The organism is Fibrobacter sp. (assembly GCF_045601785.1).
GTDB lineage: Bacteria > Fibrobacterota > Fibrobacteria > Fibrobacterales > Fibrobacteraceae > Fibrobacter.
Map to the genome: position 1 here is coordinate 15,985 of NZ_JAZSAF010000048.1, position 18,805 is coordinate 34,789.

Here is an 18,805-nt window from a genome sequence, read left to right on the forward strand (position 1 = left end):
TGTATATAATGTCTAAGACGATTTTGCTTTTCCCCGGCCAGGGTGCCCAGTACGTGGGCATGGGCCAGACCCTCGCTTCTACTTTTGAACCGGCCAAGAAGCTCATGATGCAGGCCGACGAAATTCTCGGTTTTTCGCTTTCCAAGCTCATGGCCGAAGGTCCCGAAGACGTTCTGAAGAGCACCGACAACACGCAGCCGGCTTTGTTTACCGTGTCTGCCATGGTGATGGAACTCCTCAAGTCCGAAGGTTTTGCTTTTGACTACGTGGCGGGCCACTCCCTCGGTGAATACTCCGCCATTTACGCTGCCGGCGGCTTCAGCTTCGAAGAAGGCCTCCGTTTGGTGCGTACCCGTGGTGAACTCATGGCATCTGCCGGTTCCAAGAATCCGGGTGCCATGGCCGCTATCATGGGCCAGGACGAAGCCAAGATTCTTGAACTTTGCGAAGCCGTGAAGGCCGAAGGTGTCGTGGTTCCGGCCAACATCAACTGCCCGGGCCAGATCGTGGTGTCCGGTGCGGTCGCCGGCGTGAACAAGCTGGTCGAAAACTGCGCTGCCGCAGGCATCAAGGCCATTCCGCTCGCCGTGTCTGGCGCCTTCCACAGCCCGCTCATGCAGTTCGCTCAGGCAGGCCTTGCCGAAGCAATCGCCAAGACCAAGTTCAACGATGTCGAAAAGCCGGTCATTGCCAATGTGATTGCCGAACCGGTCACCAAGGGCTCCGAAATTGCCGACCTCCTGGTGCGCCAACTGGTGTCTCCGGTCCGCTGGAATGATTGCATGAACAAGGCCATGTCCCTGGGCGTGACGCAGGGGGTCGAAGTGGGTTCCGGCAAGGTGCTTATGGGCCTCATGCGCAAGATCAGCCGCGACGTGAAGGTCACTCCGGTCGAAACCATCGAGGCTTTCCAGGCATTGAGGGGGTAATGAGCAGTGAGCGATGAGGTCGCTTCGCTCTGAGCTAAAGTAAGGCGCCGGAGGCGCGATTATAAAAAGCTCAAAGGGGCGTAGCCCCGACCTCATACCTCAAAGTGCGAAGCACGACCTCAAAGCTATTAACTACAAACCACAGGATCTACTATGGGTAAACTTACTGGTAAAAAGGCAATTGTGACTGGCGCTTCCCGCGGTATCGGTCTCGCCATTGCAACCAAGCTCGCCAGCGAAGGCGCTGACGTCGCCATCCTTTCCACCTCGGTCAAGGAAGAATTGGCCGCCAAACTTTCCGCCGAACTTGGGGTGCAGGTCAAGAGCTATGCTTGCAACGTGGCCGACTCCGAAACGGTGCAGAACGTGTTCAAGCAGATCATTGCTGACATGGGCACGGTCGACATTCTGGTGAACAACGCCGGCATTACCCGCGATGGCCTGTTGATGCGCATGAAGGACGAAGACTTCGACGCCGTGATCGCCACGAACCTGCGTTCCGTGTTCCTTTGCACCCGCGCTGTCGCCCGCACCATGATGGGCAAGCGTACCGGCCGCATTATCAACATTTCGAGCATTAACGCCCTGCACGGCCAGGCCGGTCAGGCCAACTACGCCGCCGCCAAGGCAGGCATTATCGGTATGACCCGCTCCAACGCCATGGAATTTGCCTCTCGCGGCATTACCGTGAACGCCATTGCCCCCGGTTTTATCGGTACCGACATGACCGCCGCCATGGATGAGGCCACCAAGGAAAAGTATGCCGCCCAGATTCCGCTCGGCCGCATCGGAAAACCCGAAGATATTGCTAACGCTGCCGCATTTTTGGCGTCCGACGACGCCTGCTACATCACCGGCCAGATTCTTGGCGTCGATGGTGGGTTGAACGCCTAGGCATTTTTTACTAAATTTGAACTCAAACAATCAATCCAAATGGAGATTACAATGAACGAAGAAATTTTCAAGAAGGTCACCGCTGTTATCGTTGACAAGCTCGGCGTTAAGGCTGAAGATGTCAAGCCGGAATCCGAATTCGGTAACGACCTCGGTGCCGACTCCCTCGACCGCGTGGAACTCGTGATGGCCCTCGAAGACGAATTCGAAGTCGAAATCCTCGACTCCGACGCCGAAAAGTTTGCCAAGGTTGCCGACGTGGTTGCCTTCATCGAAGCTAAGAAGGCTTAATTAGCTCGCTTCGAAGACGAAACTGGAATGGGTGACCCGGCTCGGGTTGCCCTTTTCTTTTTGAGCGATGAGGCCGCTCGTAAACTCGCTTTGAGGTCGCTTCGCTTTGGGGTTTGTAGATATCCTCTTACCTCAGAGGCGCGTAGCGCCGCCCTCATAGCTCACAGCTATATTATACATGGAAAAGAACACTCTACTCCACAAAGTGCTTAAACTCTGGTTTCGCCAGAAGTCCGACGGCGGGCTTGAGGCGAAGCTCGGGTACCGGTTCAAGGACCCCGAACTGTTGGCGCATGCGCTGGTGCACCGTTCATTCTTGACGGGCACGGACATGCCCTACGAGAGCAACAACGAACGCCTGGAATTTTTGGGCGATTCCGTGCTGAACATGCTCACCACCGAATTCCTTTACAAGACTTACCCCGACGACCCCGAGGGCGAACTTTCCAAGCGCAAGAGCGCGATTGTTTCGGGACATGCCTGCGCACAGTCGTCCAAGGAATGGAGCCTGAGCGAATACGTGAAGGTAGGCAAAGCCGAAGAAAAACTCGGCGGCCGCGGCAAAGAAAGCATTCTGGCTGACGCCTACGAAGCGGTTCTTGGCGCGGTCTACCTGGATGGCGGCCTCGACGAGGTCCGCGCCATCTTGAATAAGTTCCATTTTCCGCGGGTGCAGGAGATTATTTCTGCCGAAGACTTTATCAACCACAAGAGTGAGCTTTTGGAATACCTGCAGGGTAAGCTCCGCACGGTTCCGGAATATGTGGTGGTCGATGAATCGGGCCCAGAACACCAGAAGGTGTTTACCGTCGAAGTCCACGTGGACGGTCGCGTGTACGGTCGCGGTCAGGGCGGCAACAAGAAGAAGGCCGAACAGGAGGCTTCTCGCGTGTCGCTTGAAATGCTTTTAGCCGAAGCCGCCAAGGCCGAAGCTGAAAAAGGCCCGGAAGAACCCAAGCCCAAAAAGCAGAAGCAGCGCCACGTCGGTTTGCCGTAGCCGTTGTTCTCTGCGGCTGTCATGCCGGGCATGTCCCGGCATCACCACACTTCTCGCAGCTGTCATGCCGGGCATGTCCCGGCATCACCACACTTCTCGCAGCTGTCATGCCGGGCATGTCCCGGCATCACCATTTTTTTTTCCCCGCAGCTGTCATGCCGGGCTTGTCCCGGCATCACCTTTTTTTAAGTCCGCAAAGAGGATAGTTGTTCCCGGGATAAACCCGGGAAGACAAAATCCGCCGACAGCTTCGTCGATATAGACCTTGATCTGCCATAGCTAACCATTTCTCGCAGCTGTCATGCCGGGCATGTCCCGGCATCACCATTTTTTGTACATTCTTCCTATGCAATCCTACAACTACTATGTTTATCTGCTAACAACGAGTGACAACTCCGTATTCTACACAGGTGTAACAAATGACTTAGCTCGAAGGGTTGTAGAGCATAAGGTTCATAGGAATAAAGGTTTTACGAGTAAATACAATGTATCGAAGCTTGTGTATTATGAGTTGTTTTTTAATATTGAAGACGCTATAAAAAGAGAAAAACAACTGAAAAGGTATCCACGGGTTTGGAAGTGTAACCTTGTGATGTCAAAGAATCCTGAGTGGAATGACTTGTCCGCATCTATAGGAATAACTAAAGAAGTCATCGAATCCGCAAAAGGGACCGTTGTTCCCGGGACAAGCCCGGGAAGACAAAATCCGCCGACAGCTTCGTCGATATAGACCTTGTTCTGCCATAGCTAACCATTTCCCGCAGCTGTCATGCCGGGCTTGTCCCGGCATCACCACACTTCTCGCAGCTGTCATGCCGGGCATGTCCTGGCATCACCATTTTTTCCCGCAGCAATAGGAATTACAATGAGCCTGCAAAAGGGACCGTTGTTCCCGGGACAAGCCCGGGAAGACAAAATCCATCCGCAGTTCCGTCGATATAGACCTTGTCCCGCCGTAGCCGATTGTTCTCTGCGACTGTCATGCCGGGCATGTCCCGGCATCACCACACTTCTCGCAGCTGTCATGCCGGGTATGTCCCGGCATCACCATTTTTTAAGTCCGCAAAAGGGACCGTTGTTCCCGGGATAAACCCGGGAAGACAAAATCCGCCGATAGCTTCGTCGATATAGACCTTGTTCTGCCATAGCTAACCATTTCCCGCAGCTGTCATGCCGGGCTTGTCCCGGCATCACCATTTTTTTCCCGCAGCAATAGGAATTACATTGAGCCTGCAAAAGGGACCGTTGTTCCCGGGACAAGCTCGGGAAGACAATCTTTCTGAACAATTTATCTATATTGTTCCGTATGAAAGATTTCTCTGTTAAAGTTTCTTGCGCGGTTCTTGTTGCATCCGCGTTTCTATTTACAGCTTGTAACGAGTCCGGCGCATCCAAGGGCACAGCCTCTAAAAGTGCCGAGTTGAACTGCCCCGAACTCCCGCAAGACCCCGAAGCCACGGGTGAGTTCGACCCCATAGCCTCGAAGGACGCACGCCCCTGCGGAACGATTACCTTGTGGGGTTCCGCGATGCCGAAGTCATTCAACATGTGGGAAGACTACAACAGCTTCTCCGCCGAACTCATGGGCATGATGTTCGAGCCTCTCGTGAGTCTGCACTCCACCGAGGACCGCGAAGTGGGAATCCTTGCCGACAGCTGGAACGTGTCCGAAGACGGCAAGACGTTCACCTTCCACGTAGACAGCCGCGCCAAGTGGAGCGACGGCAAGGCGATTACCGCCGAAGACGTGCAGTTCTACTACGACGTCATCATGGACGAGAAAAACCTCACGCCGATTTTCAAGGTGGGGCTCAGCCGCTTTGACCGCCCCGAAGTCGTGGACAGCCTTACCATCAAGATGACCGCGAAGGAGAGCCACTGGGGTAACTTCTGGGAGGCGGCGGGCATGCTCGCGTTCCCGAAGCACGCTTGGGCAGGTAAGGACTTCAACCAGATTCGCTATGAATTTCCGGTGGTCTCTGGTCCCTACATCATCAAGACCTTCCGCGAAGACCGCTACGTGGACCTCGTTCGCCGCGCCGACTGGTGGGGCTTCAAGAAGAACTGGAACCGCGGCAAGTACAACTTCCAGAAAATCCGCTACCGCTTCATGAACGACCAGACGAAGGCCCTCGAAGCCTTCAAGAAGCAGGATTTCAACGCCTACGCCATCTACACCAGCAGCATCTGGATGAAGCAGACCGACTTTGATGCTGTGAAGAAGGGCTGGGCGGTAAAGCAGCGCATTTTCAACAAGGAGCCCATTGGATTCCAGGGCATGGCCATCAACTTGCGCAAGCCGCAGTTCCAGGACGTTCGCGTTCGCCGCGCACTTAGCATGCTCTTGAACCGCGAGACGATGAACGAGAAGTACATGTTCGGCCAGTACTTCCTCTTGAACAGCTACTACCCCGACTTGTGGGAAGGCAACAAGAACCCGACGGCGCCGCTCTACACGTTCAATCCGGATAGCGCCCGTGCGCTCTTTGCCGAGGCGGGCTACAAGGTGAACGGCCAGGGCGTGCTGGAAAAAGACGGGAAGCCCTTTGCCATCAACTTCATTACCAGCCAAGAAGACTTGCGCCACCTCACGCTGTTCCAGGAAGACCTGAAGAAGGTGGGCGTCGTGGCGACCATCGAGCAGATGAGCCAGAGCACGCTCCGCAAGCGTCTGGACGATGCCGACTTCGACCTTTACTGGGTGAACTGGGGGGCGGGCCGCCTCCGTGACCCGGAAGCGAGCTGGCATTCTGCGACCGCTCTCCAGAAGGGCACGAACAACTTGGCTGGCGTGCAAGACAAGGTGGTCGATAGCTTAATCAACTTGCAGAAGACGGAATTCGATTTAGCCAAGCGGAACGAAATCCTGAAGGCGCTCGATAACCGCCTCGCAGAAATCGTGCCCTACGTGCTCATGTGGCAGTGCGACCACCACCGCATTCTCTACTGGAACCGCTACGGCACTCCTGCTGGTGTGCTGGACCGCTTCAACCGCGAGGACGCCATTCCTGTCTACTGGTGGCTCGACCCCACGAAGTCCGCGGCCCTCGACAAGGCCATGAAGGCGGGGGAGAACCTGCCGGTTCCGGAATATGATATCAAGTAGGTCGGCGCAATGCGCCTTTGAGGTGTGAGCGCGGGACAAAGTCCCTTTGAGGTCGCTTTGCTTTGAGAAAAAAAGAGCGTGCTGAAAATCAGCACGCCTCTCTTTTAAGCATTTTCGGTCTCATCTGAGAATGCTCTGCTCAATGCTCAGAGCGCTCTGCGCGACCTCAAAGCCTTGCTTACGCAAGGCGACCCGATACCTCTTTAGAAGAAGAATTCGGCACCGACGCTGAGGCCAGTTGCGTCGCCGCCGATTTTACCACTGCGGACAATCAGCTTGCCCCAGATATCGAGCTGGTTCGGAATCACGAAGTAGTCTGCACCGAGCCAGATGTTAATCTGCTTGTGACCGTCGTCGTCGTCTCCGATTTCCTTCTTGCCGTCATCGTGGGTGCTTTCGGTAAGGCGGTACTTGATTTGCAGTCCGGCAAACGGAGTGACGCCCACGTTGGGAACGGTGTAGCCGATTTCGCCACCCAGGTGCAGGTCAAGGCCGCGTTCTTGGTTCTTGTGCTCAAAGCCCCAGTCGAGGCCGGCTTCGGTACCGAACTTGAGCCCCGGAACTTCGGTGACGGGCATGCTGAACTGGGCACCAAAGTAAAGGGCGAGTTCGCCGTTAGAAGGAGGCGTGACCGTATAGCCTTCGTTGTCGTCGTTACCGATAGGCAGGTTTAAGTCGAGGAATGCGGTGATCATGGGAGCGACTTCGTAGCGGCCGCCAAGGACCAGGTCGCGAAGGCCATCGCCGCCGTTCACGCAGCCGCTGCAGTCCGTTTCGCCCCAGAACTGGAAACCCCAGCTCTGTAAGGAAATTTCAAGCTTCGGAATAATGCTGTAGCGGGCGCCCACCTTGAGGCCGGCCTGGGACCAATCATCGTCCCAGTCGTAGTAAAGTTCACCTTTGGCAGAACCCTTGCCGGCTTCGAGAACCGGATAGTAGTCCCAGGTGGCAAATGCAGCGCTAGCGGTGAGCGCTGCGGCGAGTGCGATTTTCTTAAACATTCCAGACTCCTTTGGGTTTTTCGCCAAATTTAGCAAATTTACCCATTTTTGCCTATCCCCGTGTTGTTCCACATCACAGTGACAACACTTTTTGATGCCCCGGATGTCTTTTTTTGAAAAATTTACATATCTTTAGAAGGTGAACGATTAGAGGGTTTTATGAAGGCAAAATTAGGTTTGTGCTTGTTTGCTGTGCTACTGCTTAGCAGCATGGCTTTTGCCGTCAATGGCAGCGGATATTATAACCTGATAACGGTCGTTCAAAATGGCGGTTTTAACCAGTCTTTGACGACAATGGTCTTGAGCCAGAGCAATGTTCCCTGTTCCGATACCGCGTGGAAACTGACATTCAATAATGTGGATTATACCAGCAACGGAAAGGGCGATGTCGGCTATACCTCGGGTTGGAACATCGGCATGTGGGGTGGTGGAATGACTTCGTTCACGCCCTCCGGAAAGTGCGTCTCCTCTGTAGAAGATACCCCAAAAAAGCTCCATGAGTTGCTCAAGAAGTCATGGGTAGACAACAAGGAAATGAAAGGTGTCCCGCTGGAATTGGGCTCCGATATCGATTTGGGTGAGTACTCGGCCGAGACCGAGGCGGGTTCTTGCGACGTGAACCATGAACCGCTCCCGATGATGGATTCCACGTCGTTCAGCGGCAACGGGTTTACGGTGAAGCACCTCTGCTATGCCGCCTCTTCCATGACAAAGCCGGTGGCCCTTTTCGAAAAGGTCGCCAATATCACCATAGAAAACATCAAGATGAACGGGGTGCGCATCTACATCGATGGTGAAAGTGGCGATGGCAAGGATTATTACCCGGTGGGCGCCCTGGTGGGTATGGTGAGCCTTGCGACCGTTCAAAATATTGAACTTGCAAACGATTCCATCCAGGCTCCGTTTGCGGGTGGCCTCGCGGGCTTTGTGAAAAACTCGACAATTTCGAACATTACCGGAAACGACGACATCTATATCACGAACAAGGTGACGATTACCGAGGGCTATGCCGGTTCTTCCGTGATGGATTCCGTTTCCGATCACAAGGTGTTCCTGGGAGGCATCGTGGGTGTGGCCTACCGTTCCGAACACGAAGATCCGACTTTTAGGCACGATTCCGTGAAGGTCGAAATCCACGATTTTGCATACGGACACAAGTCTGCATTGGGTGGCATTGCGGGGCTTTTCAGCACGACCGGTGAATCCGATACCAGCTTGTTCGTCTATACGAAGGTCAAAGCCGAAGAAACGATTCCTTCTAGGATTTCGGGCGGCTCGTCGATGGGCGGCCTCTTTGGCGCGGTGGTTGTCTACAGTGAAAACGGTTCTCCGAAGGCAGGGGACTTCACGCTGATGCAGAGCCAGTTCGATGGACAAATCTACGATGCTTCGTCGCCCAATGTCATTGCCGTGGGTGGCCTTATTGGCCTCGATTCTGCAGTGGCGGGAATGTCCGTGAAAATCATGAACAGTTCTGCCAATGTGGACATGAAGGATTCCCTGAAGGTAGCGGGCCTCTACAGCTATTATGCAGGCGGTATCCTGGGCTACGGCAGTTCTTGCGGTAGCGGCAGCGACAACGACAAGGACTTCTTCAGCATCACGGATGTGACATCGACGGGTTCCATTGGATTGTCCGCATCGGGTAAGGCTGTCGAAGGGCTCCATGCGCAGGCTTATCTAGGCGGCGTCGCGGGGCGAGTCTGCTTGGCGCAGGCAAAGAACATGGGCTTTGTGAATGTATCGTCTACCGTCGACATCAAGAGTCATGTCAAGACCGCTGTCGATGCGAATAGGCCCGAAAACGGCTCCGAATCGAGGGACAGTCTCTACGTGGGCGGCTTGATCGGATTCCTTCAGGTGGCAACCATCAAGACCGACATCTTGTCGAACCTGAGCTACGGTGGAAAGATCGATGTCGAAGATAGCTTGAACTGTTCCGCCGTCGGTGGCATTGTTGGCGGATTCCCGCAGGCCTATGGTGGAAAGTCCGTGCATTTCAAGAATGTCCTTGTGAATAGCGACGACTTGATTACCTACAAGGCTGTTGAAGGTTCCACTACCGCAACAACTCTTCAGACCGCTAAAATAGGCGGCTTGTGTGGTGTCTGCAACGAAATTACCGTCATAGAACGAGTCGGCATGACAGGCGACATCAAGGTGACCGGCAAGTATTCTGGCGACAGCCTTCTGGTTGGTGGCCTTGTCGGTTCGACCCATTCGGTCGAGAAGGTCTTTACCCTGAAGACATCCTTCGTAGTGGGGGATATCGCGGTTTCTGCAACGGCCAAGCAGAAAAAGGTGGGCTACCTTCTGGGAAGCGCCATGTGGAATGGTGATTTCAATATACTGTCGAACTATCACTATGGTGAAAATGACTTGGATGTAGCACCGTTCGGCATGATAAGCAACGGGATGGACCTTACGGCGGCCTGGGCTTCCAATGACAATATCCATTATGTTGTCAGGAACGGTGAAACGAAGACCCTTTCGGTAAACCAGAATGGCACCGAGGTGGCGGAAACGATGCAGACTTCCAAGTTTGCCGGATTCTTGAACAAGGAAGTGCTTCCCCTCGTAGAAGGCTGGAGCTACAAGAAAGATGAAAACAGCGACTTGCCGATTTTTGCCGACGAATTGATCAACAAGCCTATAGAACCCGATGCGACGACCTTCGTGGTGACCTTCGTCGACATGATGGGAAAGACGGTTGACCTGCAGACGGTTAAGGAAAATTCGGCGGCAACCGCTCCCCAGAAAAGGGATATGCCTGTCTACGAAGGCTACACGTTCAACGACGAATGGGACAAGCCGTTCAACAAGATTACATCGGACTTGACGGTGAAGGCTATCTATGACATCAACTACTATGGTGTCGAGTTCTTCGACTTCGATGGAAAGCGCCTGGGAGACTCCCTTGTCATCCAATATGCGACAAACGTGACACCCCCCGAGGTTCCGGAACGGACAGGTTATAATTTTGTGGGCTGGAGCGACTCTTCGTATCTCGAAGTCAAGAAGAACCTGAAGATCAATGCCGTCTACGAGGCGATAAAGTATAACATCGTGTTTAAGAACCTCGACGACGAGTTTGCGTATTCCATTGCCTATGGCGTGATGCCGCCTGAATTGACTGGCGTTACCCGCCCGGCTACGGCTGAATATGTCTATGAATTCGTCGGCTGGAAACCTGCTGTCGTGCCTGTCAACGGCGACGCGGTCTATACGGCGGTATTTGATTCCGTGAAGGTCAAGTACGCGGTAACCTTCTGGAAAAACGCAGAGGAAATGATCGGTGATACGGTATGGGTGGAATACGGTGCCGCCGCGGTGGCGCCCAAGGCTCCTGAACGCGAAGGCTATGTGTTTGTGGAATGGGACCGCAACTTCGATGTCATTACCAAGAATACCGAAGTCATGGCACGCTACGAACGCATCCCGGAATCGTCCAGTTCCGAAATCGCCTCGAGTTCGTCGACTCCGGAAAATGTATCCAGCAGTTCCGAAACCCCGTCGAGTTCCGATGCGGAATCGAGTTCTTCGAGCAGTGCCGAGGAAAGTTCGTCTAGCGAACAGCCTGCTGAAAGTTCCTCTAGCGAAGGTGAACTCAAGCTGGTTTCTGCCCCCAAGATTGAGCAGTCCGGACATGCGGTGCAGCTCACGTTCAAGGCAGAAAATGTGACCTCTGCGACGAACGCCTATGTGAAAGTTATCGGTGAGTATGGGACGATTGCCGATGACACGATTTCTGCGTCGGTCGTGAAGGGTGGCGTGTGGGAAATGGTGCCGGCTCCGATGGGCAAGTTCTCCGTGGAGCTTTCGCTGGACGACCATGAGCACAAACCGGTCGTGTACAAGGACAGCTTCGAGGTTAATTCCGAAATTGAAGTCCGCGCCGAAAGCTGGCAGATGGTCTCGCTTGCGGCACTCGCGAACAGCTCAGTGATGCGCGACGAAGATGCTAGCTTCTACTGGTGGGACGAGCAGAACCCGATTGGCGACTACTGGCAGTACCGCGCCTTTACCGGCGGCGACGTAGATTCCACCCGCGGATTCTGGTACGGCACGAAAGCGGGCAAACCCCTGGTGCTGCGCGAAGCGACCGGTAGCAAGGATTCCGAAATCGTCTGGGAACTCGACAGCCTGTACAGCGGCTGGAACCTGATGGCAAACCCCTACGGATGGTATGTGGACTTGACGAAGGGTAAAACCGATGACGGGAGCAAGGTGGTCTTTTGGCGCTGGGATCCAAACGTTGCAGATTATGTAACCCCGACGGTCATAGGCCCCTACGAGGCGGTTTGGGTAAAGGCGACACATGCGACGACATGGCGCGTTTCTGCGGCACCGTACTTTGGAATTACCGAGAGTACCTCCGGTGCAAAGGCATTGAAGAAGTCCGCCCTGCGTAAGGTGGGAAATGCTCCGGGTAGCTTCTCCTTGGTGGCAGTCCTTGCTGACGAATACGGCAGGCAGGATTCCTGGAACGTGCTTGGTGCAGGCGACGAGGAACGCCTCGAAGAACCTCCTGCAGGCATGGGCAACAGGGTGTCGCTTGCTATCCGCGAAGAAGGCGTAGGCGGCAAGAAGGGTGCCTCCCTTGCAAAGAGCATTAAGGCGATTGCCGATGAATACAGCTGGTCGCTCGAAGTTTCTGCAAGCAGCGCCCGCGACGGTAAGCTTAGCTTCGAAGGGGTCTCCGAGCTCTTGAAGCTTGGGCTCAGGCTGTTCGTGACTGTAGACGGCAACACGACCGAGGTCACCAGCGAATCGCCTGTCCGCGTGGCTCTTGCAAAGTCGGTAAAAAGCGTAGATGTCCGCGTGGCCGCATCGAATGCAGTGGTTGCATCGAATAAGATTCGCGGATTGCGTTCTACGCAGCTGGGCGACCAGATGCAGGTGAGCTTCGACGCCCCTGAATCTGTGGCGGGTGCAAACGCAAGCTACGCCGTTGTTGGCATCGATGGCAAGCAGGTGGCTTCTGGACGCTTTAATGCGACGGCCGGTACGAACGCATTTGTGACGGCTGCTCCGAAGTCGGGAGTCTATTTTGTGAAAATCAAGGTGGGCGCTCAGAACATGACTGGCAAGGTACTTGTGAAGTAGCGCACACTTCATAGCGTGAATGTGTGACGGATGTCAAAAGGCGGACCCAGTTTCCGCCTTTTTTTGATGTAAACGTCTGCTTTACCTTGTAAAATATTATTATTTACTTGTAAAGTGGAATGGTGTATATGAAGAGAACAACTGAAATTCTTATTGCGGCGGTCCTACTTTTGGCCGGGACTGTTTTAGCCGAAATTAAACCTATCGGGTATAGGTGCGAAGCCCCGATGGATTATAATGACTACACCCTTGACTGCTCCATAAAGCAGTTTGCACAGGGTGAATCGACCGACGGCTATACGGTTAGTTCGACCTGGAACGATTTTGCGTCCGGGTTCATGAGCTATGTTGGGGCTTCCGAGAGTGATCCGAACACCTGGTCGATTCGCGTTAAGTTCGATACCGACATCGATTTGGGTGGCTATTCAAAAAAGAAAGTCGCGTGCGAAGAGCCGTTTACTCCGATAGATCTCGTTTCGATTGATAATTCGAATAATAGTAATAGGCCTTTTGTTGTTGATGGTGATGACCATACCATTAAGAACTTCTGCTATATCGCTGAGGGAGCTCATGCTTCTTTCTTTGGAACATTGAAGGCCGCTACTATAAAGAATCTAAATTTTGAAAACGCCTATGTCGTAGCGAAAATGGACGATCCCCAAATGGCTCTTAATGCGGCGGTAGTCGTGAATGAAGCCGAAAATACTTCGTTTGAAAACGTGTCCGTTTCAAAATCCAAGGTGTACGGCTGGAATAGCGCCGCTGTAGCGTATGCTGCGAATGGTAATTCAAGGCTCTCGGATGTACGGGTGGACGATGTTCTTTTGGCCCTGAATGAAGAAAGCGCTGGTCCGCAGGTGTGGCATTTTTACGACAAAGTTTCTTACAGAGGCGGCGTGGTCGCCAATTTGTATGGACAAACAAACATTTCCAATGTCTCGGTGTCGAAACTGGTCGTTCCGGATTCCGTTGCAAAAATCATGCAGAGAAATAATGCAAGTTATATCGGCGCGTCCTATGTCGGAGGAATTATCGGCTTAGCAAGCGTAAGTATGGATGGCTCGACGAGTTTTTCTCTTGAAGGCTGTACCGTATCTGCGGAATTGACCGGTTCCTCGGTAGGCGGGTTGATTGGCTCAGTATCACCGTATAGCATTACCCAAGGGTCCATTTTTGAAGTGGCGAATGCAGATGTGACTTTCAAGTCGGGAGACTACAGCGGAGCAAACCAAAATCGTTACCTGGGTGGACTTGTCGGAGCTTTGTCCTGGAGAAATGGTAGTGTACAGCTTTCGAAAAACAAGGTTGAGACCACCATCAAGAATACAAAGACGGAGGGCTCTGTAGGTTCTCGTCTTGGCGGTGTGGTTGGTGTCTATACGGGACTGGGTGGTGGCGAAGACGCTGTTGCGGATTTCACTATAAATGAAAATGATGTCGCGGTGGATATCAGTTCGTCTGACACGGCACTTGCCGTGGGTGGAATTGTGGGCTATGCCTTGGTCAACGCCACTAATAGCACTTTTGCCATTCGCAATTCGACTGTCAAACCGGTGAATCCGGGAAAGAATCCAAATGTGATTACGGCAACGGCTTCTAAGATGTACAATGTCCATGCAGCCTATGTTGTGGGCCGTGTTGACAATCCAAATTATACTGTAGAACTTCGAGGAAACCATGCCGAAGGCAATATCAAAATTGCAGCATCGACGGTGAAAACGATGAGTGGAGTCGGTGCGATGGCGGGTATAGCGTACTGCTTGAATCTGTATGTGCGTTACAATACTTCTATAGGTGACTTGTCTGTCCCCATCGCAAATGAGACTGCCGGTACGGATAGTGACTTTTTCCATGTCGGTTATGAAGTTGGTGAAATTCGGGCGCCATCATCTGCCCAAATGAATGTCGAGGACAATTACCATTATGGCTTTAGTGATGAAAATGCTGGGTTGGCCGTTGGTTGGCTTGGTTTAGTAAATGGCGACCCGGTTACGCCGGATTTGTGGAAAACCCAGGCTGTCGATTATTACCGAATCTGGAACAATTACCGCAATGCCGTTAAAACGAAGTCGGCGAGCCTTGATGCCGAAGGGACGCTGGATGTAGGTGGCTCGGGTGCCATTTATGTAGAAAACGAAAAAAAATGGCTGTACGATGGCGTGATCGATGGTGAAGAGATGAAGACACGCCTGTTTACTTATGTGCTGAATACAGCCTCTTCAAGTGGCGGAGAATGTGGTGTAAATGGTACGGTCTGCTGGGAAAATGAGCCGGACTCGTTGCCGAAGGTTTCGACCAATAGGACGGTGTACAAGGTTACGATAGTGCTTGATGATATTTATGACAAGTTAACCGATGCCGACAAAAAATCCGTGAAAAAGTATTTGTATGAATCGGAAAAAGGTTCGTACCTTACCTATTATACGGATAGATACCTTATGCTTGAACGTGAACATGTAAAACAGGTGTATGGTCTGAGTGTCGTTCACGGATTGTTTGAAGAAAATGCTGCAGCTGGACCGGACTTGTCGGAAGGGAATGATGTGGATCTCTACAATTTCTCCACGATGCATGATGCCTATTTACGTGCTGCGGAAATCCCGTACGAGAATGTACACCTCGATGTGAATACGACGGCGACGGAAGTATTCTACGGCGTGGACTCCGAAGTGCCCGATAGCCTTGTGGTGCCGAATGGCAACAGACCCGTGTTTCTGCCGTCTCAAATTTATACGGCTGAAGCCTGCGTGATGGGCTGGGCCTTTAATGCCGATACTAACGATTATAAGTACCATGTGAAAGATCCGGGTAGTTTCTTATACCCCGACATCAATGCCGAAAAGACTTTGTATGCGGTGTGGAAGGATGCGGAAACCTGCCTTGGAAATTATGTCAGGGTGCGCCTAGGGGAATTTGAAAACGGAACGATTGCCGTGGACGAATACCGCGACGGGACGAAGATGTATACGCACCGATTTGCCAAGGATTCCACGATGCTCTTGCCGTGGGACAATCCTGAAGGGGTTGCGATGCGGTTGCTTGCTGAACCCGATTCGGGCTATGCGCTGGATTCGCTGGTGATTGTCAAAGTGATGAAGGATGTTGATCCGCAGCATATGTCGAACAGTATAAATGATGGTTCAGTTGAAAGGTATGTGTTGCAAGAAGGCGATACGTTGCCGGACGGCTTGATCAATGTGACCCTGACGGCGTATTTCTCTGAAGCCAAGGACGAAAAGGATCCAGATAAGACTCCTGGCGATGGCGATTCCACGAAGGTGGTTGAAGACTCCTTGAGGCTCGTGCGCCACGACTTTGCACAGTCGGGAAATGCGGTGCGCTTTATTGTGGAGACGAACAAGTTCAAGGTGGACCGCGCGGCACAGCTGAAGGTGGTGCTGATGGATGCCCAGGGAGTCGTGCTGGACGAGTATGAACTTGCAAAGAAAATCAAGGAAACGCCCTACCGCAAGACTTGGACGGAGTACCCGCTTCAGTCCGGCAGCTATGTGGCACGTGTGATGCTTTTCGACAAGAAGGATACGATACCTTTCGATACGGCGTTTACGGTGGGTAGTGAAATTGCCGCCAACGGTTGGCAGATGCTTTCACTTTCTGATGTGGCAATCGATTCCATTGTGTGGGATGACGACCCGGTGTTCTACCGCTGGGACGAAACGGCGAGCTTTGGCGAGTTCTGGAAGTACCAGAAGTATGTTGGTGGCGAAGCGGACCCGCAGCAGGGATTCTGGTACAGTTCCTTGGAAGACCGCCCGCTTCTGCTCCGTGGCGATTCTCTGAGGTCGGGTAAGGAAGTCGTATGGGAACTTGACAGCGGCTGGAACATGGTCGCGAACCCCTACGGTTGGGACATCTCGGTGCTCCAGGATACCCTTGATATGAGCAAGTGGTACGCCGACCGCGCCGGGTACGATTCCGTGTCTGTACTCGGACCGTACGAAGCTGTTTGGCTGTATTCTGAAACTGGGGGAACGGTGCGCCTTGACGCGGCCCCGCAGTTTGACCCGCTGGATGTGAAACATGATGCCAAGGCGAAGCTGCAGAACCGCGAAAATTGGAGCTTGCAGGTGTCGCTTTCAGATACCCGTGGACACAGGGATTCTTGGAATGTGCTTGGCGTAGGTACCGCGAAGGAGCGCTTGGAGCCGCCCATGGGCATGGGCGACCTGGTGAACCTGTCCATTATGAGTGGGAAGCGCGCCCTTTCGAAGTCCGTGAAGAGTGTTAAGGCTCAGGACGAGGCTCGCTACGAATGGGAGCTTGCCATGAGTGCGTCGAGCGACCGCGTGGGCTACCTGCGCTTTGACGGAGTCAAGGCGCTGAACCAGATGGGGCTGAAGGTCTATGTGGCTATCGATGGGGAAACGGCCGAAGTCCCCGCCGGCGACTCCCTGAAGGTGATGCTCAAGGCCGCGGGCACAACGGCGACCGTCCGCGTGACCGCCGCCGCTGTCCACACTGTGGCGGCCAAGGTCGAAAACCTGCGCTATGAGCGCGTTCCGGGCGCCCTCCAGGTAGGCTTCGATGTTGACGAATCCCTGGCCGGCGCTAGCTACCAGGTGCAGCTCGTGGGCGTAAGCGGCAAGGTTTTGGCCTCTGCCCGTGGAAAATCGGCCGCAGGCCGCAACACGCTCGCACTTAAAGCCCCGAAATCGGGCCTTTACCTGCTCCGCGTGACCGTCGCGGGTAACCACGCCGTCCGTAAAGTGGCAATTCAACGATAAAACGGGATCTTAAGGGTGGAACCCCACCCTGGTGGCCATGCGCACTAAGCACTAAAAGTGCTAAGTGCTGTCCACCCTTAGGCGAGGGGTAACGGAAGACCCATGAGAGACTGGCCGCAAAGCGAGCAGTAAAGGCCGAAGGCCGTAATTTGCTCGCGTGCGGAGCAGGCTCGAGTAGGGGCTGCAGTTAGGGGGACTCATCCCCCCTTGCCTTGTAGTATTCCTGTAATCTTGCCATAAGGGCGGCTTTTTTCTAAATTTGGCCGCACTATGACAAAGGCAAAATTCATCAAGTTCATCATCGCGTCGGTGCTCGCCATCGTCGCCCTCTTCTTGCCCTACGAATCCCTCGGATTCGATGCCGCAAGCCCCATGGGAATCCTGAATCCGCTCGAAATCCGCGTTATTGGCGTTTTCGTGATGGCGGCCCTCTTCTGGATCCTGCAACCGTTCCCGATCTGGTCGACCTCGATGCTTGTCATCGTGCTCATGATCGTGACGATGTCCGACTCCGCCCTGACGCCTTTCCGCGTAGACGGCGTGACCATGATCAGCCATAAGTCCATTATGGCGACGTTTGCAAACCCCATCATCATGCTCTTCTTGGGCGGCTTCTTCCTCGCTGCTGCAGCCACCAAGTACAAGATGGACTTGAACCTCGCCCGCGTGCTCCTGAAGCCCTTCGGCAAGAACCCGAAGTTCGTGCTCCTTGGCCTTATGCTTATTACCGCCGTGTTCTCCATGTTCATGAGCAACACCGCCACCGCCGCTATGATGCTTGCCATTCTGGCCCCGGTGCTCAAGCTCTTCGACGAAGACGACCGCGGTAAGGCTGCCTTTGCCCTTGCCATTCCGCTCGGTGCAAACATCGGCGGTATGGGTACCCCGATCGGCACTCCCCCGAACGCCATTGCTCTCGGTGCCCTGAACGACGCCATTGCCCGTGGCGACCTGATTGCAAACCCGGTGAGCTTCGGTCAGTGGATGGCCTTCGGTATTCCGTACGTGATTGTTTTGATGGTGATTGCTTGGCTCTTGCTCCTCAAAATCTACCCGATCAAGATGAAGGAAATGGTTTTGAACATTGAAGGTGCCGGCAAGTTCGATACCAGCCCCAAGGCCATTATCGTGTACATTACCTTTGTCGTGTGCGTGCTCCTGTGGGTGACCGGTAAGGGTGTCCACGGCATTAACGATAACGCAATTGCTATGATCCCGATGGCCGTGTTTGCTTTGACCGGCGTGATTACCAAGAAAGACCTGAACGCGATGAGCTGGGACGTGCTCTGGCTCGTGGCTGGTGGTTTTGCCCTGGGTGTTGGCCTGAATGCAACGGGCCTTGCCGCCCACTTGATCAAGACGATTCCGTTTGCAAGCTGGTCTCCGCTCGCCCTCATGATCGGTTGCGGTGTCATCTGCTTGTTCATGGCTAACTTCATGAGCCATACTTCTACCGCAACCTTGCTCGTGCCGATCCTTTGCGCCGTGGGCATTGCTTGCCAGGACAACCTCGTTGGCCTCGGCGGCGTGACCGCTCTGCTTGTTTCCGTCGCCTTTGCAAGTTCCTTGGGCATGAGCCTCCCGATTTCTACTCCGCCTAACGCACTTGCCCACGCTACGGGTTACACTGACACGAACGGCATGGCGAAGACCGGTATCGTGATGGGTATTTCCGGCCTTGCCCTCTCCTGGGTGATGATGATTTTCCTTGCCAAGGTGAACTTCTTCGGTACGCC

Annotated in this window: 9 protein-coding genes and 1 pseudogene; 9 read left to right on the forward strand and 1 reads right to left on the reverse strand. The window is 53.7% G+C overall.

All coding sequences use genetic code 11. From position 1 onward, the window contains the following. The first annotated feature begins 8 nt into the window (after positions 1 to 8). The 6 genes from fabD (at position 9) to ACKI61_RS07230 (ending at position 6,217) form a co-directional block, all read left to right on the forward strand. A complete protein-coding gene (gene fabD, locus ACKI61_RS07205) occupies positions 9 to 929 on the forward strand; it encodes an ACP S-malonyltransferase (RefSeq protein ID WP_407457073.1) in 921 nt (306 codons plus the stop codon). 153 nt (positions 930 to 1,082) lie between these two features. Beyond that, positions 1,083 to 1,823, forward strand: coding sequence for a 3-oxoacyl-[acyl-carrier-protein] reductase (fabG, locus tag ACKI61_RS07210; RefSeq protein WP_072800985.1), 741 nt, complete (start codon positions 1,083 to 1,085; stop codon positions 1,821 to 1,823). A 51-nt stretch (positions 1,824 to 1,874) separates the two neighbouring features. Further along, entirely contained in the window at positions 1,875 to 2,114 is a 240-nt protein-coding gene (gene acpP / locus ACKI61_RS07215; protein WP_072800986.1) for an acyl carrier protein, read from the forward strand. 178 nt (positions 2,115 to 2,292) lie between these two features. Beyond that, a complete protein-coding gene (gene rnc, locus ACKI61_RS07220) occupies positions 2,293 to 3,111 on the forward strand; it encodes a ribonuclease III (protein WP_407457074.1) in 819 nt (272 codons plus the stop codon). A 346-nt stretch (positions 3,112 to 3,457) separates the two neighbouring features. Next, on the forward strand, positions 3,458 to 3,841 hold the full coding sequence (locus ACKI61_RS07225; protein ID WP_407457075.1) for a GIY-YIG nuclease family protein: 384 nt from the start codon (positions 3,458 to 3,460) through the stop codon (positions 3,839 to 3,841). Between the two features lie 576 nt (positions 3,842 to 4,417). Then, the gene (locus ACKI61_RS07230; protein ID WP_407457076.1) at positions 4,418 to 6,217 is read left to right on the forward strand and encodes an extracellular solute-binding protein; all 1,800 of its coding nucleotides are present in this window, start codon (positions 4,418 to 4,420) and stop codon (positions 6,215 to 6,217) included. A 203-nt stretch (positions 6,218 to 6,420) separates the two neighbouring features. Here the strand turns inward: ACKI61_RS07230 and ACKI61_RS07235 are convergent, their stop codons facing one another. Continuing rightward, positions 6,421 to 7,218, reverse strand: a complete 798-nt coding sequence (locus ACKI61_RS07235) for a hypothetical protein (RefSeq protein WP_407457077.1) — start codon at positions 7,216 to 7,218, stop codon at positions 6,421 to 6,423. A gap of 159 nt (positions 7,219 to 7,377) precedes the next feature. Here ACKI61_RS07235 and ACKI61_RS07240 point away from each other — a divergent pair, with 159 nt between their 5' ends. The 3 genes and pseudogenes from ACKI61_RS07240 to ACKI61_RS07250 all read left to right on the forward strand — a co-directional run. Continuing rightward, positions 7,378 to 12,324, forward strand: a complete 4,947-nt coding sequence (locus ACKI61_RS07240; RefSeq protein ID WP_407457078.1) for a T9SS type A sorting domain-containing protein — start codon at positions 7,378 to 7,380, stop codon at positions 12,322 to 12,324. 128 nt (positions 12,325 to 12,452) lie between these two features. After that, the gene (locus ACKI61_RS07245; RefSeq protein WP_407457079.1) at positions 12,453 to 17,069 is read left to right on the forward strand and encodes a T9SS type A sorting domain-containing protein; all 4,617 of its coding nucleotides are present in this window, start codon (positions 12,453 to 12,455) and stop codon (positions 17,067 to 17,069) included. A gap of 270 nt (positions 17,070 to 17,339) precedes the next feature. After that, a pseudogene (locus ACKI61_RS07250) lies at positions 17,340 to 18,794 on the forward strand (SLC13 family permease); the annotation flags it as partial. Positions 18,795 to 18,805: the final 11 nt, after the last annotated feature.

Excerpts from the sequence above, each read along its gene's own strand:
- ACKI61_RS07225 (WP_407457075.1), top strand. The coding sequence starts at position 3,458 with ATGCAATCCTACAACTACTATGTTTATCTGCTAACAACGAGTGACAAC.
- ACKI61_RS07245 (WP_407457079.1), top strand. The coding sequence starts at position 12,453 with ATGAAGAGAACAACTGAAATTCTTATTGCGGCGGTCCTACTTTTGGCC.
- ACKI61_RS07235 (WP_407457077.1), bottom strand. The coding sequence starts at position 7,218 with ATGTTTAAGAAAATCGCACTCGCCGCAGCGCTCACCGCTAGCGCTGCA.
- fabG (WP_072800985.1), top strand. The coding sequence starts at position 1,083 with ATGGGTAAACTTACTGGTAAAAAGGCAATTGTGACTGGCGCTTCCCGC.
- acpP (WP_072800986.1), top strand. The coding sequence starts at position 1,875 with ATGAACGAAGAAATTTTCAAGAAGGTCACCGCTGTTATCGTTGACAAG.
- ACKI61_RS07230 (WP_407457076.1), top strand. The coding sequence starts at position 4,418 with ATGAAAGATTTCTCTGTTAAAGTTTCTTGCGCGGTTCTTGTTGCATCC.
- ACKI61_RS07240 (WP_407457078.1), top strand. The coding sequence starts at position 7,378 with ATGAAGGCAAAATTAGGTTTGTGCTTGTTTGCTGTGCTACTGCTTAGC.
- fabD (WP_407457073.1), top strand. The coding sequence starts at position 9 with ATGTCTAAGACGATTTTGCTTTTCCCCGGCCAGGGTGCCCAGTACGTG.
- rnc (WP_407457074.1), top strand. The coding sequence starts at position 2,293 with ATGGAAAAGAACACTCTACTCCACAAAGTGCTTAAACTCTGGTTTCGC.